This is a genomic window from Flavobacteriaceae bacterium, from assembly GCA_014075215.1.
Classification (GTDB): Bacteria; Bacteroidota; Bacteroidia; order Flavobacteriales; family Flavobacteriaceae; genus Polaribacter.
Genome location: CP046177.1, coordinates 247,268 through 271,487, shown reverse-complemented (window position 1 = coordinate 271,487; position 24,220 = coordinate 247,268). Strand labels below are relative to the sequence as shown.

Sequence of the window (24,220 nt, the reverse complement as noted above, 5' to 3'; positions counted from 1 at the left end):
ATTATGGAAAATTACAAATCAAATTTTTACACTTCTTTATTTGTTGTAGTATTAGCTATTATTTTAAACTCATGTGCTAGTAAATATGATATTATATCTAAAAGTGAAATAAAAGGAGAATATGAACAAAAAGGCGATAAAGGAATAAAGTTATTCTTAAAAGAAAACTCTTTTGTATTAATAGATACGTATAAACAAGAACACTTACCTCCTTATAATTGTTGTGATACCCTTGCTTATGGGAAATGGGAAATAGATAAAAAGTTACCATTATTAATATTATCCACCCCAGAAGAATTAGGAGATGCCTCAAATATATATGATTCGTATTACCTCAATATGGATGTAATCGAGGAACTTAAACCTCAAAGTGATTCTATAACTATTATTATTAATAATCCTATTGAGAATTTTTACAAACAACAAAGTAAAAGAGTGGGAGAAATAGAGTATACAGTCTCAATATCTTCTAATGACATCAATTTTGATAGCTCTATGCTTGGTAAAAGATACAATAGTAATTTAATAGTTTTATCACGAAAGGAGAATGTAAATATTGATAAACTTGAAATTGAAATATTAGTAAAAAGTGATATTTCTATAAAAAAGCTCGAGGCAAGATATGTATATACTTTGCCTTATGATGTTAAAAATGGAAAATCTAATGTTTTTAAGATTGATATCCCTGAATTAAGTTATGGGTTTTTAAGTTATAAAAGATTGGACGATGATTATGTAAAAATTCTTAATAAGAATAAGTTACTTTGGGATGGTAAAGAGTATATAAGAAAATAATTTTTCTTTTTCATAGCAGAAAGGCCACAGCAGAAATGTTGTGGCTTTTTATTATAAAATAGACTGAATCTTACGTTTAGCAATAAAAGCATCAATCACGGAGAAAATATGTTCTCTGTCAATTTCTTCAAACTTCGATACTTCTAAGATGCGCTTACGAGTGTTTTTATCCATTTGTACATCTGCTTTGCCTGTTAAGTAATCTAAACTTACATCGAGAATATCGGCAATCTTACGAGCTATCTCAATGGATGGGAAAACCTCGTTACGTTCGTATCTACCAAGTACGTTTTTATGAATACCCAACCTAGAGGCTAAATCAGTTTGAGATATACCCTGCTTTTTTCTAAGTTCTACAACAACACTTCCAAAATCCCCCTGTATTCTATGATAAAAACAAGTAAAAGTTGAGATATTATTTTTACTAATTTATGCAGCAAATTTAAAAGTATCTACATAGGGTGTTTGTCGTTTGACAACGGCAAACACTCTTGCTATTAATTTGTTTCTAATAATGTTAACGGTACTCATTTTACTTTTGCCTTGTTTTATTCTTTTATGATAGTATAATTTCATTTCTGGGTTATGTTGTATAGCAGAAATAGCGCACATATTAATAATTGCTTTCAATTTTTTATTAGCCAAATGAGAGACTTTTGTACGTCCTTTAATACTAGTTCCAGATTGGTAAGGAAAAGGAGCAACACCACAATAAGAGGCAAACTTTCTCCAGTTTTCAAATTTTGAAAAATTGTCAGTAAACACAATCATCATTATAGCAGTTTGCATTCCTATACCTTTAACACTAGTAACAAGTTTATAGGTTTCTTTTAACATTATATTTTGGTCAATAATAGCTTGCATTTGAGTATTAATCTTGTGTATTTGTTTGGTTAGTTCTGCAATCATTTTTTGTTGAACGTCAAAGATTATTTTATACTCTTTTGCTTTATAAATTCTTTTTTGTTCTTTCAAAGTAACTTTAAAACCAGCTCTTTGTTTGTTAAGTTTTGTCCTTAAAGATAAGAGACTTTTTAGTTGTAATATACTTCTTTTAGGTAGCTTACTGGGTTTAAGTTCTTCTTTTAATCGATACCCATATAGAGCAATGCGTTTGGCATCAATTTGGTCATCCTTTCCACGAGCAATACCAATAGATCTTTTAATTTCTAAACCAGAAGCTATGAAAAAAGATAATTTTTGTTCAGTTAAAGACACAGATAATAAATGAGAGTACATTCCTGTATGTTCAAATACAAACATGGTTTCTTCTTTAGAGAAAGACGAATTTTTAAAACTCCACTTTAGCATTAATTTAAATCCAGATTTACTGTTCTCAAACTGTTGAACAATTTGTTTAGAATAGATACAAACATCAATTAATAATTTACTGACATCGATTCCGATAATTTCATTTGTTTTCATAATTTTGTAATTAGATATTAATAATAGTTACTTAAACTAAGACCTTTAATAAGGGCAGAAACTGAAATTCTATATGGTTCTAAGTAACTTTTAAAAAGAACGGAGACTAATACGGGGGATGGCTCTAAAAAGCTAGCTGGCCGCTAAAGTTCACTCCGTTCTTTTGTGTTTTTGGTTATCAACAAAATAAGAGTTATTAACAAAGAAAAAAAGAAGCAAAAAAAGAAATTTCATCATAACTATTATGTTTTTATTTTAAGTAATTATTTCTATTTGCTAATCTAAAGGCGTGGTCATAAGTAAAACTCTCTACAATGCTCACCGTAGTATTGGAGGTATGATGCAGCGTGGTTTCCAGTACCCTACCGCTAAAATCCAGCTTAGACCTCCCGGTGTCCGTAGTGTTCAGGTATTCGTTTTTGTTTGCCGTATATACGGGCCTTGCCTTATCGTCATATCCGGTAAAGACGGTGATCCATTTTTCTGTCCCGGCTATCAATACCCGCTCTTTGACACCCGTAGCCATACTTTTTACATTGGTAGTGGTAGCGATGCCATATACCGTAGTAGGCACAGAAAGTCCGGCCCTATCAAAAGCATAGTCATCATAATAGTAGATGGTGTTGATTTGCTTAAAATCGTTAGGAAATGCCCTGCTGGTATAGTAGATCAGCGTACCTCTTCTTACCACTCCCGGATTTACCCGCACTTCGTATTGGTGATTTACGGAGCTGGCATAGTTTTGCCAAAATACTCTGCCCGGAGTAGGATGTGAAAAAATTCCCGTATAGGCCACTCTGCCAAAGGCATCGTATTTGGTAAAAGCCCACTCGCCACGGGTTCGCTGAACAGCATCTTGTACCAAAACAGGACGATCCAGTGCATCATATACCATGTATTCCCAGCCTTTACCGGGAACTTTCAAAACTGACTTATAAAGGTTTTAAATTATCAATAAACAATAGTGTTTTTTTGTGTAAAGTAAAGTAGTCAACTAATTCCCCATAGTCTTTAAAAATATAACCATTATACACTACTCCACCATCTTCCAAAACAATATAATTAGAGGGGTTATTTTTACTTAGGGTAATTATTTTTTGAATATTTGTTTCTTTTATTTTCATAGAATTATAAAAAATTATAGAGGTCAGTAGATAATTTCATAACTTGTATGTCAATAAAAATAGGGATTTTATGGAAATTTTCAAGGGTCAAAACCTTTTAGAGTTCGCTGAACGCTTTAAAACAGATGTAGATTGCAAAGCATATCTAGGTCAAATCAAGTGGAAAGAGGGTTATGTATGTCGTAAATGTGGTAATACCAGTTACCAAGTACGTAAGAACTTTTCAAGAACATGCAATAAATGTGGTGATACAGAAAGCCCAACGGCTAACACCATTTTTCACAGAGTGCGATTTGGTGTACGAAAAGCCTTTTTTATCTGTTTTGAAATGGCAACTACCACCAAGAGTTTATCAGCTACACAAATGGGTGTACGCTATGGTATTACAGAAAAGACAGCACGATTGTTTATGCTTAAAGTAAGAGAAGCTATGGCTTCTAGTGAAAATAACCCTATGGATGGTAATGTACAGGTTGATGAATTTGTGTTGGGTGGTTATGAGCAAAACAAGATAGGTCGTAGTTATGATGCTAAGAAAAAGAAGGCTATTACTGCTGTTGAGTTCACAGACCAGGGCAAAGTAAAGCGTATGTATGCTTTAAACATCAAAGATTTTTCTGCACAATCGTTGCAATATATGTTCATTAAGCATATTGATAGAAAGGCTCAAGTAATCACTCACAAATGGAAAGGCTACAGGCCTATTGCAAAAGCCTATAACATTACCCAGATTGATAGCGACAAAGGATTAAACTTTAAAGCCTTACATACGATGATTCATCAAATAAAATCATGGATTAGGACAACTTATTCTTGGGTAAGTGAGTTTAATCTAAACCGATACTTTAATGAGTTTTGTTTTAGAATTAATCGCTCGCAAAACAAAAACACAATATTCAATAACTTAATAACTAAAATGGTCATGAGTGATAAAATTTATCAAAGTGAAATTATATGTAACTAACTACTGACCTCTAAAAAATTATTTCATTTTATAACTTATAGGGGCATTTATACTATTCATTTTGGCAAAGGTCTCATTCATTTAATTTTACTATTGCATTATATAACTGTAAAATAACTAAATTTAATTTTTTCAAATCGAGCGTTTTAAGAAGATCTTTATCCGTGTGATAATTTTTGTTTCTGTAAAAAGCTGTATTGGTAATCATGACAGCTTCATAATTGAATTTCCAATAATTTAGATGATCGGAAAAATCAACCCCCGATATAGAAGCATTTGATTTTAAAAGCTCAGTTTCTGTTAAATTTTGATTGAGCAATAAATTGGCAATTTGAGAACTAAATTTCTCATTTTTATCATTTTGAACAACAGCAATGAAGTTCCCTTTTGTTCCATACATTGACTCCATTTCTTTTAAAGGAAATCTTTGAGAATGATCTGCATCGCTATAATACCCAATACTTTCTAAACAAATCATTCCTTTTACATCAATATGATTATCATACAATACTTGGCATGCTTATAACTATCCATATTCTTTGTTCTAAAAAAAGGGGGTTCTTCAAGCATATATGCCACAAAATCAATTCTGTATTTCAATTTTTCTTTAGCTAATAACCTGGCTAATTCTAACAAACCTGCTACCCCGCTTGCGTTATCATCAGCACCGGGTGTTTCACAAAATACATCATAATGAGCACCGATTATTATTCTGGTAGAATGAGTTGTTCCAATAGACCCAATTACATTTTTATATTCATTACCATTAATATTGTACACCTGAAAAAAAACAGCATCACAAACTTTCTTTAATTCATTTTTTATATAGCTTGCAACAACATTTAAAGAAGCTATGTTTTTATAATTTCTTGGTTCTTTAGTATTTATAATATTTTTTAAATCTCGTTCTATTCGTGCATTAGCAACCCTTGTCTTTTCTTGTATGCTAAAACTATTTAATACTACCAATAACAGGATACTTTTCAGTACTACTAATAAGTTTGTGTTGCTAATCATTTAATTTGTTTTACCCTTATCTTATTACCCCTCTTTCAAACTAGTGTCAAAATTTATTCTACCAACCAGATGCCATCAACAACATTATCCTTATTTGTATCAATAAACCAAATCCCTTTATAGAATAAACCATAAACTACTTTACCTATTGAAACATTGTCTTTACTCATTTTTAACTCTTTCTGCGTATCTCCCATTCTTGATTTAATTTTCTTAAATTTAGTACCAACACCAAAACCATCTTTTGTTCTATATTTTGAAGATTTTACAATGATTTCTTTTATTATACCTTCTTGAGTCTTGATTTCTAATTCCTGTTCATTATATGAGTGTTTAAGTTTTTCTCCTAGTATATAGTTCCCTACACTCTTTGAAGGAATAATTAATATTTCTGTATTATTTTGTGAATTAACATATGAATAATGACCCGTAATAATCAGAATTAAAATTATTTTCATAATAAGTTATTTTTAATTACAAGGCCCATTACTCGTATTCTATGATAAAAACAAGTAAAAGTTGAGATATTATTTTTACTAATTTATGCAGCAAATTTAAAAGTATCTACATAGGGTGTTTGTCGTTTGACAACGGCAAACACTCTTGCTATTAATTTGTTTCTAATAATGTTAACGGTACTCATTTTACTTTTGCCTTGTTTTATTCTTTTATGATAGTATAATTTCATTTCTGGGTTATGTTGTATAGCAGAAATAGCGCACATATTAATAATTGCTTTCAATTTTTTATTAGCCAAATGAGAGACTTTTGTACGTCCTTTAATACTAGTTCCAGATTGGTAAGGAAAAGGAGCAACACCACAATAAGAGGCAAACTTTCTCCAGTTTTCAAATTTTGAAAAATTGTCAGTAAACACAATCATCATTATAGCAGTTTGCATTCCTATACCTTTAACACTAGTAACAAGTTTATAGGTTTCTTTTAACATTATATTTTGGTCAATAATAGCTTGCATTTGAGTATTAATCTTGTGTATTTGTTTGGTTAGTTCTGCAATCATTTTTTGTTGAACGTCAAAGATTATTTTATACTCTTTTGCTTTATAAATTCTTTTTTGTTCTTTCAAAGTAACTTTAAAACCAGCTCTTTGTTTGTTAAGTTTTGTCCTTAAAGATAAGAGACTTTTTAGTTGTAATATACTTCTTTTAGGTAGCTTACTGGGTTTAAGTTCTTCTTTTAATCGATACCCATATAGAGCAATGCGTTTGGCATCAATTTGGTCATCCTTTCCACGAGCAATACCAATAGATCTTTTAATTTCTAAACCAGAAGCTATGAAAAAAGATAATTTTTGTTCAGTTAAAGACACAGATAATAAATGAGAGTACATTCCTGTATGTTCAAATACAAACATGGTTTCTTCTTTAGAGAAAGACGAATTTTTAAAACTCCACTTTAGCATTAATTTAAATCCAGATTTACTGTTCTCAAACTGTTGAACAATTTGTTTAGAATAGATACAAACATCAATTAATAATTTACTGACATCGATTCCGATAATTTCATTTGTTTTCATAATTTTGTAATTAGATATTAATAATAGTTACTTAAACTAAGACCTTTAATAAGGGCAGAAACTGAAATTCTATATGGTTCTAAGTAACTTTTAAAAAGAACGGAGACTAATACGGGGGATGGCTCTAAAAAGCTAGCTGGCCGCTAAAGTTCACTCCGTTCTTTTGTGTTTTTGGTTATCAACAAAATAAGAGTTATTAACAAAGAAAAAAAGAAGCAAAAAAAGAAATTTCATCATAACTATTATGTTTTTATTTTAAGTAATTATTTCTATTTGCTAATCTAAAGGCTGGCCCAATTCCTGGTGTTGTTTTTATAGTTAAAGAAGGATTGTGATTAGGGCTTAAGGGATTTGCCATATCTCTTATGTCCTCTCCTAGATCCCCTGGATTACTTCCGGCTCCTTGTCCTAATAGAAAATTACCCCAAGAACCAGTTGTATCCGGTAATGTAATACCTCCATTTAATGCTGATTGAATTCCAATGTCAGTACAATTTAAGGAATTTAAATTATATAGTGAATTAGAAAAATTTCTTAAACCGTTTATGACACTTGAAAATTGAATAGAATCTAATTCACTTGATACACTTACATCGTAATAATGTTGTTCATTATCATAAAATCTACCTCCAGTAGATGGGGATGAAATGCTTGGAATATTGTCTGGATCTGGATAAAACCCAATAGTCTGATTAATAGATACGCTAGTACTATCGGTCATCGAAAGTGATATAAAAGTATAGAATTACTTTTTCCAGTCTGTTTTACCTTTAACTTTATTAATAGAAATTATTTCATTGGCAAAGTAAATGTCTTTCTCTTTTTTATCACCCCTAAATTTTACTTTGATTTTTTCCTCATCTCGATTTAAATTATCTATTAAAGGTTTTATTTTTAAATAATTAGTTTCATTTACAAAAACATTAACTATTTCACTTTCAAAAAGTTTCATCTTGAAATATGGTTTTTCTAACAAATCGTGTTTAATAAGAAGTTTAAAGTATCCTCTAATTTCATCTTTTTTACCTTCAGTAATAGTGTTATCCTTTGCGGTTGCATGCTTAACCTTCTCAACCATCTCTTTAGGAGCACCATATAAACTGCCAATATCTATTAGCTTTATATATACCTCGCCTTCATACATCTTGTTTGATTTTAATTGTGTGCAACTAGCACAAAATAAAATTATTCCTATTAATATAACTTTCATGTCTACATATTTATTTTTAATTACATTCTCCTTGACTAGATTGCGCAGGACTTCCGGAGGTAGTATTAACAGTGATATTAGAATTATTCAAATTTCTTACATCTTGCCCTAAATTACCTGGGTTGCTGCCTGAACCTAACTCTACTTCTCCAATTAATGGAATATCTACACTCCATGAACCAGTTGTATCTGGTAATTGCATTCCTGCTAAATTTCCCAATTCAATACCAAAATCTGTACAATTATTAGTTTGTAAATCATATCCTGGTATAGGGTTGTTCCAAGTTTCAACAAAATTAACTAAATTAAAAAAATCTAAATTATTTAAATTGATAGTTACGCTTACATGATAATTATGCCCACTATTATCTCTAAATTCCCCATTTGCCGTATTATTTCCTATTAGAGGGTTTACACTAGTAGCTGGATAATACCCAAAAACTTGAGTTACATTATTATTAGGTGAATTTGGATCATTTATACTCATTGAAACAAAAGTATGACCTGGATCTGTCCCACTATACGTTTCATCAGTATTTGGAACGGGTTGTTCAATAAAAATAGTTAAAGAATAAGTTGTTTGAGGCGATAATAAACTTTGATCTACATCCTTAAAACATTTCATTAATTTTTTAACATCAACTCTTTGAGAAGGATTATCTTCATACCAATTAAATTCGGCAATTTCATTATCAGTAAGTGTATCAATATAACTATTTAAAGCTATATCAAAACAATCATTTATATTATTACCTACTTGGACACATTCACATATTTCTTGTGGGTTTCCATTTAGTAAACAGGCTTCGTAATAGTCAATTTGGCAATCCCCATTCAAATCTCCTTCCGGTCTGGAATCACATGGGGTTTCACTATGTATGATACCCACAAGAGTTGTAAGCGTTGGGTCTCCGTCACCACCGGAGCTTCCTCCACCTCCTCCAACAAGCTGATCTCCATTGGAACCGTCACCTCCTCCCAACGGGTCTCCCACAGGAGGGTCCGGAACACCGTAGTTCTCACAGTGTGAAAAATCTATATACAATAGCGGGCTACCACTACAATACGTAACCCCGTCGTTTTGCAAAACCGGCCAGTGTCCGTCCGGATTGCCTCCCAGATTACAATGATCATATACCAAAATACCTTCACAAGGACCACTACCCGTACCACCACCATCATTCGGAAAAACCCAGTCAAAAGCATCTCTGGAAAACAGATCCAAACCGCCGGTGTCCAGAGCATCTCCGTTAAGTGCTTCAAGAGTTACAGTGTAGAATTCATTATTTATTTCCGTACGCTCCCGGTATTTTATAAGAAAGTATGTAAATGCTCCATTATGTTTTTTTATCATAAAATTTTCAATAGCTGAAGTTTCATGTGTGGGTGTTTCTATCATAAAAGTCCATGATATGGTATTATCGAGTGTGATTTTTGCTATTTCGTCATCCAAAATCACTAATCCGTTACCAATCGTAACATTTCTATTGATTTGAGTCTGAAGGTTTTTATTCCGCTTTACTTTGTTTTTTATCTTTTGTAAAACCGGAGTTATATCTTTATCTTTCAATAACTCATCATAATTTAACTTTTCAATATGTAGTTTCGAATTTAGGGCAGTTTGACTTAAATAACTATCATCTTTCGTACAATTAAATAGCGTACTAAGTAAAAATAAGGCGAGTGTAATAAATTTTAATTTGTTCATAAAATAAAAGTTGGTAATGCCACAAATAAAATAATATAAAACGATTACCATATCCTACTATCTTAGTTTCTAAGATATCAGGACATTTTTCTGTATTCGGAAGGTGTCATTCCCGTGTATTTTTTAAAGGCGTCATAAAAAACAGATTTAGAGTTAAACCCTGACTCCAAACCAATAGACACAATCGTATAATTCTTAAATTTAGGATTTGTTAAAAATTCCTTAGCCTTACTGATTCTGAGTTTGTTTACATAACTTGAAAAATTAACTTCACTATGATCGCTAAACAATTGTGAGAGATATCCTTCACTTAGGTTTGATTTTTCCGATAAAAGACTTAAGCTGAAATTAGGATTTAAAAAAAGCAGTTCCTTTGTTATCAAATCTTTAACTTCATTTATTTTGAGGCTTGATGCGGTTTTTGGAGTTTTCTTTTCTTTAATCGCAATTGTATTTCTTAAATCGGTTCTTTGTCTAAAGACAAGGTTATGGTAAACAACAGAATAGCCTAACCAATAAATTAAAATAGAGATGGAAAGCCATAAAAAATATTTTCCAATAACATCAAATTGCCTGAGGTTTCCATATTGGCTATACATTGTTAAAAAAACCCATATTGAACAAACAATAACACCTATTATTAGAAGCTGTTTCAACCATCTTGTACTAATAACCACATCACTATGAAGAGAGTTTACAGCATTTTTTTCATATTTTCTTATTAATTCAAATGTTTTATAAATAAGAAAAACCGTATATAAAATTGAAACATACTCCTCTATGTAGTAGCACAGGTGGATGATTTCTTTATTTAAAAAACCGCCAAGTACTAAATCATTAATTAATATGATGACATGAAAAAGAAAAAATACGTAAAAAGGAATCAAAAATAATTTTCCTTTTTTGAGTTCAATTCTCAAATAGGAAACAACAAAATAGATATAAAATGGCAGTATTAGTAAATTCCAGGGAACGTACAAATATTCGTAAAAAGATATGTTGACACTATAACCTGTATCAACTAGCCAATAATACAAATTATTTAAAGAAAGATATATGGCTACCTGAGTTATATTTCTATTGGGTTTCGATTGATATTTTGGGTTTAGTAAAACAACCGTTCCAAAGATCAGCCCGTTAATTACACCGGTAATAATTAGTAAATTAAAAATACTAAAATCCATTTATTTACCATTTTTTTTGCTTCTGTTTACATTGATATTCGTTTAACATTTTTATAACTGACTACAAAATGTTCCTTTCTTCCTAAATTTCACTTTTTATTACTCTGTAATAACACAATACAATATAAAAAGTAAAAACCGAAAATAAAATTACTATTTTAAAATGATATGTTATGCCTTTTGTTTGATACTAAAAAAAAGGCAGTGTTAAAACGGTACAATGAAAAAAGATCTACTTAGAGGCGGGGTTACTAAATACAATTGCTATCAATTTTTTTAAGCCACAACTCTTTTTACTTCAGATTACAAAAACAAAAGTATGTAAATTATTTTTTATCTCCAAATTTTTGAATTGAAAAATCAGAGCAAACGCACCGTAAAAAGTTTCTGAAAGTTAGATTTTATTCTTATTTTTCTATAGGGTTCTATATGTTAAAGAGCGGTTTAAATATTTGACATTCAATCAAATAATTGTTGTTTATGTGATTGATTATTTGTATATTATACTAGTAATCAATATTTTAACATCAATGTAAAACAACAATAAACTATTAACTATTTTCAGTCAAGTAGACGATCCTAGTCGTGATTTGAGGAAAGACACCATTTAAATGACATCCTCCTTATTGGTATTATTTCTGTGATTTGTGGAGGGGATTCGTGGAATGAAATGGAACAGTATGGTCTGGAAAAAGAAGATTTTCTCAAAACCTTTCTCAAACCAGATAAGGGTATCCCCTCTCACGACACTTTCAACAGAGTATTTTCTGCTATCAATCCGAAGCAATTTGAATATTGTTTTATAGATTGGGTTAAAGAACTTGCTAAGTTGAATGACAAAGAGGTCGTTGCAGTAGATGATAAAACCCTCAGAGGAGCAAAAAGTTATGGTAAGAAATCACCCTAGCATATTGTCAGCGCATGGGCTAGTGAACAAAATTTAGTTCCAAGTCAAGTAAAAACCAGTGAAAAGTCAAATGAAATTACTGCAATTCCAGAATTGCTAAAGGCACGCTGTTTAGAAAATACAGTAGTAACCATAGAGGCAATGGGTTGGCAAGAGAAGATAGCAAAGATAATCATCGATAAAAAAGCAGATTACGTGTTAGCAGTAAAAGAAAATCAGAAACAACTATATCAAAACATTCAAGATGAGTTCTCAATAAAAATTAGTAACTTACAACCGTAAATAAGAATTTTTCTAATCAAGGAACTAAAAATTTTGAGCTATGTCAATGCCAAAAATCGCTATTTCAGCACTACTTATCGTTTTTGTTTTTTCATGTAAAAACAAGAAAAACCCGGATAACATATACAAATACCGAAATTACATAAACTACACGACAACAGGTATTATTTCTACTTCTGATGCTTTGGAGTTGTACTTTACAAAATCAATTGAAAGATGGAAGGGAGAAGACCATATTCCTCAAGATATTCTTTCAGTTTATCCTGAGGTAGCGGGCAATTTGGTATTGAAGAACAGCAATGTTCTCCGGTTTTTACCAAGTTCTCCTTTAAAACCTGATACGGAATATACTGTTACCATACAAATGGATAAGGTATTTGAAGAAGTGCCTAAAGACAAGAAGACTTACACTTTTCAATGTAAAACGATAAAGCCGGGTATTGCTATTTCCGTCAATAACTTACAGTCTTACAGTAAAGACTGGCAATTTGTAGAAGGTACTTTGGAGTCTGCCGATATTATAAAATTGGAAGCTGCTAAAAAACTGGTAAAGGCTTCTCAAAGAAAAAAGAATATTAACATAGTATGGGATAATTCTGATCCTGAAGGCCGTTTTTTTAATTTCAAGTTAGACAGTATACAACGCTTTGAAAATGATGATGCCCTATTGATTGCGTGGAATGGGAAAGGCATTAAATCAGATGTTTCGGGGGAAGATACTATTGTCGTTCCCGGAAAAAATAACTTCCGGGTAACCCGTGTAAATGTCTTTAGGGAAGGCCAGCAATACATTACCGTCAATTTTTCCGATCCGTTAAAAAAAGACCAAAATTTTAATGGCTTGGTAACTGTAAAAAACATAAGCAATCCAAAATTTGAAGTAAATGGAAACCTGTTGAAAGTATATTTTGGAGAACAGGTTACAGGGAACACGGTTATAGAGGTATTTCGGGGAATAGAAAATACAGGAGGTTATAAGTTGAAGGAACAATTTAGTACTTCATTAGTTTTTGAGGAATTAAAACCGGCTGTAAAGTTAGTTAATTCAGGGAATTTTTTACCTGATTCCGATAATCTGAAATTTAATTTTGAAGCTGTAAACCTCAGAGCGGTGGATGTTCGCATCATCAAAATTTATCAAGATAATGTATTGCAGTTTCTCCAGAATAATAACCTGAATAGTAAGAATGAGGTTAGAAGAGTCGGGAGAAGAGTAGCTAAAAAAACAATTCAATTAATAAAAAATACATCAGAGCATACCAAAAACTGGAAGGCTTATAGTATTGATCTGTCTAAATTATTTAAAGCAGATGCAGGTTCAATATACAGGGTTGAATTGAGCTTCAGAAAAGAATACTCTTTGTATGGATGTGAGGAAGGAGCGGAAATGAAACCAATAGAAGAATTAACGGAGGTGTATCACGGAGAAGAAGAAAAAGAAGAACAATACTGGAATAACAAATTATACAGATACAGAAACTACTATTACAACTGGCAACAAAGAGATAACCCTTGCCATAAAGCCTATTACAACAACGCATATATTTCTCAAAACCTGATTGCTTCCAATTTAGGAGTCATTGTCAAAAGAGGGCATACAAATAATTACTTTTTTGCAGTGGCAGATATCCTGACAGCCCAACCTGTCAGTGGGGCCAAAATTTCTTTGTATAATTATCAGCAACAGAAATTTCATCAATTAACCACCAATGAAGGAGGTATTGCCAGATATGACTCGGACAAAGAAGCTTATTTTGCAGTGGTTACTAAATCCGGAAATACTACATATATCAAACTTAATGACGGAAATTCCTTATCTCTGAGCAAATTTGATGTTTCGGGAGCTAAAACACAAAAAGGGATGAAAGGGTATATATATGCCGAACGAGGAGTTTGGAGGCCCGGCGATTCTATTCATTTAAATTTTGTTTTGGATGACAGCAATAATAAGCTCCCAAAAGAACATCCTGTTAAAATAGAAGTAATAAACCCTAATGGAAAGTTGGTTTATAAAAAAGTAATTACAAAACATGTAAATCGGTTTTATGCATTTCCATTTGCGACATCTGTCGAGAGCATTACGGGAATGTATCGGGCGAAAGTATCTGTCGGAGGTGCCCAATTTACCAAAAACTTACATGTGGAGGCCGTAAAACCAAACAGGTTAAAAATTCATTTGGATTTTGACAAAGAGATATTTTCTCACGATAAGCCAATAAATGGAAACCTGCAGTTAAATTGGTTACACGGAGCACCGGCCGGAAATATAAGAGCACAAATAAAAGCTAAAATTGTTCACACTTCTACAGTTTTTGACGGTTACAAAAAATATGTATTTCACGATCCTACACGCGAATACAGAACCGAAGAAGTAACCCTCTTTGATGGAAAAGTAAATGATGCCGGACTTGCCAAGATCAAAAATAAACTATCGGTAGGAAAAAATGCACCCGGAATGTTACGTATCCATTTTCTGGCGAAAGCTTTTGAGACCGGAGGAGACTTTTCGATCGATGCATTTTCAAAAAAATTCGCCCCGTATTCTTCATTTGTCGGCCTTCAGTCACCCAAAGAAGACACTTATGGATCTTATAATACCAAAACAAATTACCGTTTCGATGTGATTTCACTGTCTGATCAAGGGAAACCGATTGCGAGAAAGAATGTAAAAATCAAACTGTATAAACTAGAGTGGCGCTGGTGGTGGAACTCAGGAAGAGATAATTTATCAAGCTATCATTCCGACGCTTATCACAAAGCATATAAAAGTTTACAAATTGATACTGACCATCAGGGGAAAGCACATATTACTATTTCTATTCCGAAAAGTGATCGGGGGAGATACCTCATCCGTGTAATTGATCCGGTAAGCGGACATGCGACAGGCAGGGTCATGTATTTCTACGATAATTGGTGGGAGAACACTCCTTCGGATACTAAAGAAGCAGCTAAAATGCTTGTTTTTACTTCGGATAAGAAAAGCTATCAGGTAGGAGAAACGGCTAAAATCACCTTGCCTTCCGCACATATAGGCAAAGCTTTGATAAGTTTGGAAAATGGAAACGAAGTAATAAAACATTTGTGGGCAGATACAAAAAAAGGAAAAACCGTAGTTGAAATTCCGATTACTGCTAATATGATTCCCAACTTTTTTGTCAATATATCGCTGTTACAACCGCATTCAAGGGTAGAAAATGATCTGCCTATTCGGCTGTACGGTACTATTCCCATTAAGGTTGAAGACATCAGTAAAAAATTGATGCCTGAAATTTCCATGCCCGATACTATAGAACCGGAAAAGGAGTTTACAGTAACCATTTCTGAAAAAAACCAAAAGCCAATGACCTATACACTGGCGATTGTTGAGGAAGGCTTACTGGATCTTACGCGCTTTAAAACACCAAATCCATATGAAAGCTTCTATAAAAGAGAAGCACTGGGAGTAAGAACCTGGGATATATACGATGATGTTCTCGGGGCCTATTCCGGAAGTATCGACCAGGTATTTGCCATTGGCGGGGACGGTACTTCAGAGGTATCAAAGAATAGAAAAGCCAACCGTTTTAAACCTGTAGTAAAACACTTAGGGCCTTTTGTTTTAAAACCCGGAGGTGAAAATAAACATACATTGCAACTCTCAAATTATATAGGTTCCGTAAGAGCTATGATCGTTGCCGGAAATACTGATGACGAAGCATACGGCAATACAGATAAAACCGTAAAAGTAAAAAAACCTTTAATGGCTTTAGCCTCTTTACCCAGAAAGCTAAGCCCGGGAGAGAAAGTTACATTACCGGTTACCGTTTTTGCGAATGAAGATCATATTAAAAATGTATCCGTAAGCATACAAACATCAGGCGGAATTAAAGTTACAGGTAAAAAAGAAGCATCTGTAGCATTTAGCAAAACAGGAGAACAAATGGCTTACTTTAATTTGGATATAAGCAAAGCAAAAGGAGTTCAAACGATCCTGGTTAAAGCAAAGTCAGGAGCGAATACAGCTAAGTACCATGTGGAAGTCGATGTGATAAACCCTAATCCTGTTACATCAAGAGTACTCAATAAAGTAATACAAGCTCATCAGGAAGTAACGTTAGATTTCTCAACTTTCGGAACAACAGGAAGTAATTCCGGAAGATTACAATTTTCATCCATTCCGCCTATTGATTTTGAAAAACGGTTGGAATATTTGATTCAGTATCCTCATGGTTGTTTGGAGCAAACAACATCCGGTGTTTTTCCCCAGTTATATATGACAGATTTGTTTGATTTATCTACGGTAAAAAGAAATCATATAGAAAATCATATTAAAGAAGGAATTAAAAGATTAGGTGAGTTCCAGAGACCCAATGGAGGCATGAGTTATTGGCCGGGTGAAATCTCTTCTAACGATTGGGGAACTACTTATGCGGGTCATTTTATGCTGGAAGCAGAAAGAAGAGGATATGTACTACCCTTTTCATTCAAGAAGAATTGGATACGCTATCAAAAAGAGGCAGCCAGGAAGTGGAGAGTTGCTCCCGATGGCTATTCGGGAGATATGAACCAGGCATATCGTTTGTACACTTTAGCACTGTCCGGAAATCCTGATTTGGGAGCGATGAACAGATTAAGAGAGTATAAAGATCTTTCCAATGAAGCCAAATGGAGGCTGGCAGCAGCCTATGCACTGATCGGTCAGGGCCGGGCAAGTGAAGAACTGACAAATACAGCCGGTATAGAATTTAATGACAGAGATACGCAATATACCTACGGCTCTGTAACCAGAAATAAAGCCATGGCATTGGAAACAATGCTTTTATTGGATGACCCCAAAACTTTTGAATTAGCGAAATCAATTGCCAAAGATTTGTCAGGTAATCAATGGATGAGTACACAAACAACGGCTTATAGCTTGCTGGTCATGGGGAAAATGATGATTAAAAACGGTGGAAAATCTATCAAAGCTCGATATCATTTTGAAGGAGAAAAAACAACACTCGAAACCTCAAAAAGTATCATTGAAAGAAGTCTGAATATCCATACCGGGGATTATCAGTTGAAACTAAAAAATATGGGAAGTAATACCATTTATGTAAGTATAATAACCAAAGGGAAGCTTCCGTTGGGAGGTGATTTGGCAGTAAGCAGGGGACTATCATCGGATGTTCAATATTCCCTGCCCGACGGAACACCCGTTACTATCAGTAAACTGAAACAAGGTCGCGAATTTAAAGCAACCGTTACGGTAACAAACTTGAACAATGAAAAGGTGAGTGATATCGCTCTTTCACAATTTTTTCCTTCGGGCTGGGAAATCATTAATACCAGGTTTGCCGCTTATAATGGCGGTACAGACAGTAAGGCCAGGTATACGGATATAAGAGACGATCGGGTGAATTTCTATTTTGACCTGTCGAGAAAAGGAACAAAAAACAGTAGTAAGACATTTTCCGTTTTGTTAAATGCATCCTATTTGGGTACTTATTATGTACCCGGACTACAAGTAGAGGCCATGTATGATCATGATTATTTGACAAGGAGTAAAGGAAAATGGGTTACGGTTATAAAGTAAAATTATAACATTCCTGTGTTGTAGCGTGCGAATCATAATACCTATGAATACAAGTATTGACAGGGAAGCGGATTCCGTTTGACAAAGCTCAATAAGACTACTAATTGAGGATTAATAAGAGATACATAAAAAAGCACTTTATCAAATTAGCTATTTTGGGAGCAGGCATGATTTGGTATGCCTTTTGCCTGCCGGAAAAATTATTTCGAGAATCAACATCTACGGTCATACTTAGTAGAGAAGATAAATTGCTTGGTGCAAAAATTGCTAAAGACGGCCAATGGAGATTTCCGGAAAACGCACAAGTACCAAAAAAGTTCCGGCACTGTTTAATTCATTTTGAAGATGAATATTTTTATTGGCATCCGGGATTCAATCCCATATCAATCATTAAGGCATTGATAGAAAATGCAAAGCAAAGAGAAATAAAAAGAGGCGGAAGTACCATAACCCAGCAGGTGATCAGATTGTCGAGGAAAGAATTTGACAGAACCTATATGGAAAAACTCAAAGAAATTATTTTAGCTACCCGGTTAGAATTTAGAGCGTCCAAAGAAAAGATCATATCCTTATGGGCAAACAATGCTCCTTTTGGAGGTAACATTGTTGGGTTAGATGCAGCATCCTGGCGTTACTTTAACAGAAGTGCCGGGGATTTGTCATGGGCAGAATCTGCAACATTGGCAATTTTACCCAATGCACCGAGTTTGATGTATCCGGGGAAAAATCAAGAAAAGCTATTAAAGAAGAGAAATCAACTATTGAAAAAACTATTGCGGAACTCCATTATAGATTCTCTGACCTATCAATTATCCATACAAGAAAAGCTGCCGTCAAAGCCCTATGCTATTCCTCAAATAGCCCCACACCTTTTACAAAAAATCAGTAAAAAGAAAGAGGGGAAGGTAGTAAAAACCACTATTGATTATTACTTACAGAAGCAAGTCAATCAAATAGTAAAAGCTCATTATGAAAAATTATCTCAAAATGAAATATACAACGCTGCAATTTTGATATTAGATGTAAAAACACGCCAGGTTTTCACATATATAGGGAATACGCCCACAACTTCAGAACATCAAAAAGATGTGGATATTATTGATAAGCCCAGGAGCACGGGAAGTATTTTAAAGCCCTTTTTATATGGAGCTATGTTAGATGACGGAATTATTTTACCTGAAACTTTAATTCCGGATACACCTACACAAATAGGTACTTACCAGCCTGAAAATTTTAATCGGGATTTTGCCGGAGCCGTTTCCGCAAAAAAAGCACTTGCCCGTTCATTAAATGTTCCGGCAGTAAAAATGCTACAAGAATTCGGATTACATAAATTTCACCATTACCTACAAGAATTAAATTTTCATGATATTAACCAACCTCCTGACCATTATGGCCTTACTTTAATTCTGGGAGGCGCGGAGAGCAATCTGTGGGATTTGTGTAAAAACTACGCTGCTTTTTCCTCTACTATTAACCATTATAATGAAACATTGGGATACTACTCCAATGAATTTTGCGAACCCACTTATATTTTTGATGAAAAAATGAATCCTGGTAAAATAAAGCAGGAAAAAAATTTGATAAATGCAGCATCTATATACCTTACTTTTGAGAGCTTGAAAGAGGTATACAGGCCGGGAGCAAATCAGAATTGGGAATATTTTGATTCTTCAAAAGAGATTGCGTGGAAAACAGGAACAAGTTTTGGTTACAGAGATGCCTGGGCTATTGGAACTTCCAAAGATTATGTAGTGGGTGTTTGGGTAGGCAATGCAGACGGGGAAGGAAGACCCGGACTGATCGGTATTCAAACAGCAGCTCCCATATTATTTGAAGTATTTGATAAACTTCCAAAAAGCCGATGGTTTGATATGCCTCTAAATGAAATGGTCACGGAAGAAGTATGCAGCAAAAGCGGATATAGAGCTACCGAACTTTGTGAAGAGAAAATATCGGCAGATGTCTCTATTACAGGTTTACATTCCAAACCATGTCCATATCACAAAATAGTTCACCTGAATAAAACCGGAGAGTACCTGGTAAATACTTCGTGTGAAAAGGCTACGGATATTGTGCAAAAATCCTGGTTTATTTTACCTCCGGTAATGGAATATTATTATAAAAAGAAAAACCCTTTTTATCAACAACTCCCGGACTTTAAAAACTCTTGTTTGCGTGTAAATGAAAAGCTAATGGCATTTATATATCCGAAAAATCAAAACAAAATATACCTGCCTAAAGATTTTAATGGCCAGAGGAATGATGTTGTTTTAAAAGTTACTCATTCTGATGAAAATGCTGTTTTATTCTGGTATATAGATGGTCATTATCAGGGGAAGACTACAAAGTTTCACGAATTGGGGATTCAACCTAAAGAAGGGAGCTATGTAATAACAGTTGTTGATCATCTGGGAAATGAGCTAAAGAAGAAAATTAAAATTACCCTATAAATCTTTTAAAATTTTACCCATTTGGGTTTAATAATGAACTCGTTTAGACCTTTTGGATTTGCTAAAAAATGGGTGTTTTCTGCTCTGTTCTTGTCTTTTTTCCTTCCGTAGTACTGCTATGCAACTCAAAAAAGCCTTCAACAGAGCTAAAAACTTCTAATTTTCGCTTAAACCCAAAAGGTCTAAACGAGTTCAATATAAAAAAAATCATTAAAGAATCTTTCAATTCATCAAATATCAATAAGGATATAAAATTAGAATATTCTTTGTTTGAAATGTTAAAAATTTCATCAACAAAGGATTAAGAGTTAAAAAATTTATTTATACTGCAGGTAGTAGTATCCCTTAAAAATGCAGTGGTAAAAAATAGCTATTTCTGTTTTTCACACATACAAATTTTGAAGAATTGTGCATCTTAGTAGTGAGGTGCTACCGGGTAATATGAATAGAATTGTAAGTACTTCGGTACGGTAAAACAAATTGTTGTATAACTAACATGATAAAAGATGGCTAAAGGTAAATTTTGAGGAGAAATGAGACATCGATATCAACACTTAAATCCGGGCTTGGAAAGATGAAACCTTGAATTTTAAATCCTCAAAACCAACAGGTTATTCCGGTTGAAAATTTTCTTCGGGCGTCGAACTTTTTTGTCAAATCAATTCGGCAAAGGTCTCGGTTGAGTAAACTCCGCGACCTTTTTGATGCCAAAACCAATATGCAACTGGTCCGTCTGGCCCATACCAACGGAGTGACCTAAAAAATGAAAAAGTTTGTAAACTTTTCAACTTTAATCGGTATCACATCATTTGCAAATTGATTATTTCCTGATCGGTAAGTGTCCTCCATCTTCCTCTGGGCAGATTTTTTTTGGTTAAGCCTGCAAAAATAACCCTGTCTAATTTTATGACCTTATACCCTATATGCTCAAATATTTTACGGACAATTCTATTTCTCCCCGAATGGATTTCTATTCCTATCTCTGTTTTTTGCTCCCCTTCTATATAAGAAACGGCATCGATAAATACTTTTCTCCCTTCAATGATTACATCTCCTTTTAAGGTATGTAAATCTTTCAAATCTAATTTTCTTTCCAAAGAAACATGGTAGAGTTTACGAACGTTATGTTTAGGGTGAGTCAATTTTTTGGCTAATTCTCCATCATTCGTAAATAACAATAACCCTGTAGTCATCCTATCTAATCTGCCTACCGGGTAGATACGCTCATGAGTTGCATTGGCTACTAGTTCCATAACTGTTTTTCTACCGCTTTCATCTTCCATCGTGGTAATATAGTTCTTAGGCTTATTCAATAATATGTATTTTTTTTGCTCCGGCGATATGATGCTCCCGTCAAATTTAACAACATCTGTTGGCTGTACTTTATACCCCATTTCCGTTATCAATTTTCCATTAACGGTAACACTTCCGTGTTCTATATAGGTATCTGCCTCTCTTCGGGAGCAAATCCCGGAATTTGAAATATATTTGTTTAACCTAATTCCTAAAGATTCATCAGGTTTCCAATGTCTTTTCTCTCTCTGAAAGATGTTTCTTTTATGTATCTGTCGTCTTCTCGACGAGTTTTTATTTGAATTCATTTTTATTTTTTTGCAAAGGTACTCAAGTTTCATTCAAATCAATCAAGCTGATCGATCACCTTTTCTAAAATTAAACTTGTATCCATAAATATTAGGCTAAAAATTCCTATTAACAGTAGCAGTTTTAAAATGATATGCAGTCGGGTATAATGAATCCGTGTAGTAGCTTTCCACAGGTAAAAACCAACATACATAAGTACTGCTGCAGCAAAATAAAAATAGTACTTCATATAACTTATAGCCGGGTAGGTAAATAAAATGGCAACCGGAACGAATGTAAAAGCTAACAGCAATATCGATAATTGCTTTGTTTTTTTCTCTCCGTAAACAACAGGAAAAGTATCATAATTTCCAATAACGGCCCCTTTAATATTTTCCAAATCTTTGATAAATTCTCTTACCATGATCACCAAAAACAAGAAAACAGCATGTATGAAAATAATGTTAGAAAAATTTTTAAAGTACACAAAAACCGCAAAAAATGGTGTTATGGTCAGAATAGTTGCGGTCAAAGATCCTGTAAAAGGGTATTTTTTGAGTTTATGAGAATACAACCATATCCCAAAAATATATACCGAAAAGAAGATAGCCGCTCTGTAGGATACTAAATATGCAGCTAAAAATCCTACAAAATTTAAAAAGAAATACAGCGATAATTTTGTTTCCTGTTTTATATAGTTATCTATTTTGGATTTAATGGGTCTGTTTATTTGATCTACTTTAACATCGTAAAAGTTGTTGATGATATAGCCTGCAGCTACTACACATACGGAAGCTAAAACGATATAAAAAAGATGTATATCCAGTACAACATTTCGTACGGATTTTTCAGGAGAAAATATAAAAATTGCCGCCAGATATTGTGCCAGCATCAATACTAAGATATTGTATCCCCTTACTACTGAAAGCAGGCTGAATAGTTTATAAGGCAAAGAAATCTTAGAAGAATTCGCCATCACAACTGTTTAACTAGAACCTATATACCAATTCAAGTTTGTAGTCCTGCAGTTTTTGTTTGGCCTTTTCATAATCTTGGGTAAATCCTAAAACATAACCTCCTCCTCCGGAACCGCATAGTTTTAAATAATAATCATTCGTATCTATGCCTTGTTTCCAGATATTGTGAATCGGTGTCGGAATCATAGGCTTAAAATTGGCGAATACAATTTTTGATAATTTTTTGACATTGCTGAATAGGGATCTTACATTTCCGTATAAGAAATCTTCTATACAAGCGTCGGTACATGTGGCAAAATCTTCATGTAACATTTTCCTAAAACCTTTATTCTTCATTTTATTCATAAAGATATTTACCATGGGCTGTGTCTCTCCTACTTGTTTTGAATCCAGTAAGAATACCGCACCTTTCCCTTCTTTTTGTGACGGAATTCCGGCCGGTTCTATATGGGTTTTGGAATTGATTAAAATGGGTAAGCTCAAATAGCTGTTTAACGGGTCTAAGCCCGAACTATTACCGTGAAAAAAAGATTCCATTAAGGAAAAAATCTTTTTTAACTTTAGCAGCTTATCTCTGGTTAAGTTTTCCAATACGGTTATCTTATCCTGCCCGTATTTATCATAAATAGAAGCAACTAAAGCCCCGGAACTTCCCACTCCATACCCTTGCGGAATAGAGGAATCAAAATACAACCCCTGTTTTAAATCCGCTTTAAATTCATTAAAATCAAATGAAACCACATCTGTATCCAACTGATGTAAGTATTCAAAAAATCGCACTAAATTCTCATTAGATTTTTTAGCCTCTCCTGACAAATTCGCTGCTAATTTTAAAGCGCCTCTGTATGAATTATACGGAATGGCCAAACCTTTGGAATCCTTTATAATTCCATATTCTCCAAATAGCAAAATTTTAGCATAAAATAACGGTCCTTTCATAATATGTCCTTATTCGACTAAAAAATAGCGCAAAATGCGCTATATATAATTAAGAGTCAATTTAGTATGCGTTTTTATAAAATATTTTCCATATACCGACTTTTTCTCCATCTCTGTATGTGCCTTTACTCTTTATCTTTCCACTTTTATTATATAATTTCCAATTTCCGTTTTTCTTCCCATTATTGTATCTACCGCTTTCTTTTAATTCGCCTGTCTTATAGTATTCCTGATAAACCCCATCTATAACCCCTTTTTTATAAGTAATCTTTTTAAAGATCGTTTCATTCGGATAATAATAGGTGACAACCCCTCGAAATAATTCATTATTTAATACTACACTTTTTGCTTTTCCCTCTCTGTATTTTTTACCGTTCTTATAATAATCAATAATCAATACATTATTTCTTTTTTCCTTTGGAGTAGGTCTGTAATAAGTTGCTTTTTCTATTGTGGTAATGGTGTAATTTGCATCAAACCAAATAGTTTCCTGACAAAAAGAACCTACGGACAACAGCCCAAATACAATAAAAAAGACATTTGTTTTTAATTTCATTAAAACC

At 33.4% G+C, this 24,220-nt stretch carries 21 protein-coding genes and 1 pseudogene; 6 read left to right on the top strand and 16 right to left on the bottom strand.

Annotated features, from left to right (window positions below; all coding sequences use genetic code 11):
- Positions 1-3 precede the first annotated feature (3 nt).
- A complete protein-coding gene (locus tag GKR88_01415) occupies positions 4-795 on the top strand; it encodes a hypothetical protein (GenBank protein QMU63059.1) in 792 nt (263 codons plus the stop codon).
- Positions 796-846: 51 nt separating this feature from the next.
- Here the strand turns inward: GKR88_01415 and GKR88_01410 are convergent, their stop codons facing one another.
- From GKR88_01410 to GKR88_01395, 4 genes are all read right to left on the bottom strand, one after another.
- Positions 847-1,179: a helix-turn-helix domain-containing protein gene (locus GKR88_01410; protein ID QMU63058.1), complete on the bottom strand. Its 333-nt coding sequence runs from the start codon at positions 1,177-1,179 to the stop codon at positions 847-849.
- A 45-nt stretch (positions 1,180-1,224) separates the two neighbouring features.
- Complete coding sequence (locus tag GKR88_01405) at positions 1,225-2,220, bottom strand: transposase (protein ID QMU63057.1); 996 nt, start codon at positions 2,218-2,220, stop codon at positions 1,225-1,227.
- Between the two features lie 250 nt (positions 2,221-2,470).
- Positions 2,471-3,145: a hypothetical protein gene (locus GKR88_01400; protein QMU63056.1), complete on the bottom strand. Its 675-nt coding sequence runs from the start codon at positions 3,143-3,145 to the stop codon at positions 2,471-2,473.
- Positions 3,146-3,152: 7 nt separating this feature from the next.
- Positions 3,153-3,344, bottom strand: a complete 192-nt coding sequence (locus tag GKR88_01395; GenBank protein QMU63055.1) for a hypothetical protein — start codon at positions 3,342-3,344, stop codon at positions 3,153-3,155.
- 70 nt (positions 3,345-3,414) lie between these two features.
- Here GKR88_01395 and GKR88_01390 point away from each other — a divergent pair, with 70 nt between their 5' ends.
- Positions 3,415-4,308 (top strand): IS1595 family transposase, encoded by an 894-nt coding sequence (locus GKR88_01390; GenBank protein ID QMU63054.1) that lies wholly within the window; start codon positions 3,415-3,417, stop codon positions 4,306-4,308.
- Between the two features lie 73 nt (positions 4,309-4,381).
- Here GKR88_01390 and GKR88_01385 read toward each other — a convergent pair.
- From GKR88_01385 to GKR88_01355, 7 genes and pseudogenes are all read right to left on the bottom strand, one after another.
- Positions 4,382-5,325 (bottom strand): annotated as a pseudogene (locus GKR88_01385) (M28 family peptidase).
- A gap of 53 nt (positions 5,326-5,378) precedes the next feature.
- Entirely contained in the window at positions 5,379-5,783 is a 405-nt protein-coding gene (locus tag GKR88_01380) for a hypothetical protein (GenBank protein QMU63053.1), read from the bottom strand.
- A gap of 83 nt (positions 5,784-5,866) precedes the next feature.
- Positions 5,867-6,862, bottom strand: a complete 996-nt coding sequence (locus tag GKR88_01375; protein ID QMU63052.1) for a transposase — start codon at positions 6,860-6,862, stop codon at positions 5,867-5,869.
- 250 nt (positions 6,863-7,112) lie between these two features.
- Positions 7,113-7,583: a hypothetical protein gene (locus tag GKR88_01370; protein ID QMU63051.1), complete on the bottom strand. Its 471-nt coding sequence runs from the start codon at positions 7,581-7,583 to the stop codon at positions 7,113-7,115.
- Positions 7,584-7,607: 24 nt separating this feature from the next.
- Complete coding sequence (locus GKR88_01365; protein ID QMU63050.1) at positions 7,608-8,006, bottom strand: hypothetical protein; 399 nt, start codon at positions 8,004-8,006, stop codon at positions 7,608-7,610.
- 82 nt (positions 8,007-8,088) lie between these two features.
- Positions 8,089-9,780: a hypothetical protein gene (locus tag GKR88_01360; GenBank protein QMU63049.1), complete on the bottom strand. Its 1,692-nt coding sequence runs from the start codon at positions 9,778-9,780 to the stop codon at positions 8,089-8,091.
- Positions 9,781-9,857: 77 nt separating this feature from the next.
- The gene (locus GKR88_01355; protein ID QMU63048.1) at positions 9,858-10,964 is read right to left on the bottom strand and encodes a helix-turn-helix domain-containing protein; all 1,107 of its coding nucleotides are present in this window, start codon (positions 10,962-10,964) and stop codon (positions 9,858-9,860) included.
- Between the two features lie 616 nt (positions 10,965-11,580).
- Between GKR88_01355 and GKR88_01350 the strand changes: the two genes are divergently transcribed.
- The 4 genes from GKR88_01350 (at position 11,581) to pbpC (ending at position 20,160) form a co-directional block, all read left to right on the top strand.
- Entirely contained in the window at positions 11,581-11,871 is a 291-nt protein-coding gene (locus tag GKR88_01350; GenBank protein ID QMU63047.1) for an ISAs1 family transposase, read from the top strand.
- A 3-nt stretch (positions 11,872-11,874) separates the two neighbouring features.
- On the top strand, positions 11,875-12,153 hold the full coding sequence (locus tag GKR88_01345; protein ID QMU63046.1) for an ISAs1 family transposase: 279 nt from the start codon (positions 11,875-11,877) through the stop codon (positions 12,151-12,153).
- A 40-nt stretch (positions 12,154-12,193) separates the two neighbouring features.
- A complete protein-coding gene (locus GKR88_01340) occupies positions 12,194-17,707 on the top strand; it encodes a hypothetical protein (GenBank protein QMU63045.1) in 5,514 nt (1,837 codons plus the stop codon).
- Between the two features lie 167 nt (positions 17,708-17,874).
- A complete protein-coding gene (gene pbpC, locus GKR88_01335; protein ID QMU66609.1) occupies positions 17,875-20,160 on the top strand; it encodes a penicillin-binding protein 1C in 2,286 nt (761 codons plus the stop codon).
- 61 nt (positions 20,161-20,221) lie between these two features.
- Here pbpC and GKR88_01330 read toward each other — a convergent pair whose 3' ends face one another.
- From GKR88_01330 to GKR88_01310, 5 genes are all read right to left on the bottom strand, one after another.
- Positions 20,222-20,371: a hypothetical protein gene (locus tag GKR88_01330; protein QMU63044.1), complete on the bottom strand. Its 150-nt coding sequence runs from the start codon at positions 20,369-20,371 to the stop codon at positions 20,222-20,224.
- Between the two features lie 589 nt (positions 20,372-20,960).
- Entirely contained in the window at positions 20,961-21,761 is an 801-nt protein-coding gene (locus GKR88_01325) for a pseudouridine synthase (protein ID QMU63043.1), read from the bottom strand.
- Positions 21,762-21,799: 38 nt separating this feature from the next.
- A complete protein-coding gene (locus GKR88_01320) occupies positions 21,800-22,717 on the bottom strand; it encodes a ubiquinone biosynthesis protein UbiA (protein ID QMU63042.1) in 918 nt (305 codons plus the stop codon).
- 13 nt (positions 22,718-22,730) lie between these two features.
- On the bottom strand, positions 22,731-23,657 hold the full coding sequence (locus GKR88_01315; GenBank protein ID QMU63041.1) for a mevalonate kinase: 927 nt from the start codon (positions 23,655-23,657) through the stop codon (positions 22,731-22,733).
- A gap of 61 nt (positions 23,658-23,718) precedes the next feature.
- On the bottom strand, positions 23,719-24,213 hold the full coding sequence (locus GKR88_01310) for a hypothetical protein (protein QMU63040.1): 495 nt from the start codon (positions 24,211-24,213) through the stop codon (positions 23,719-23,721).
- Positions 24,214-24,220: the final 7 nt, after the last annotated feature.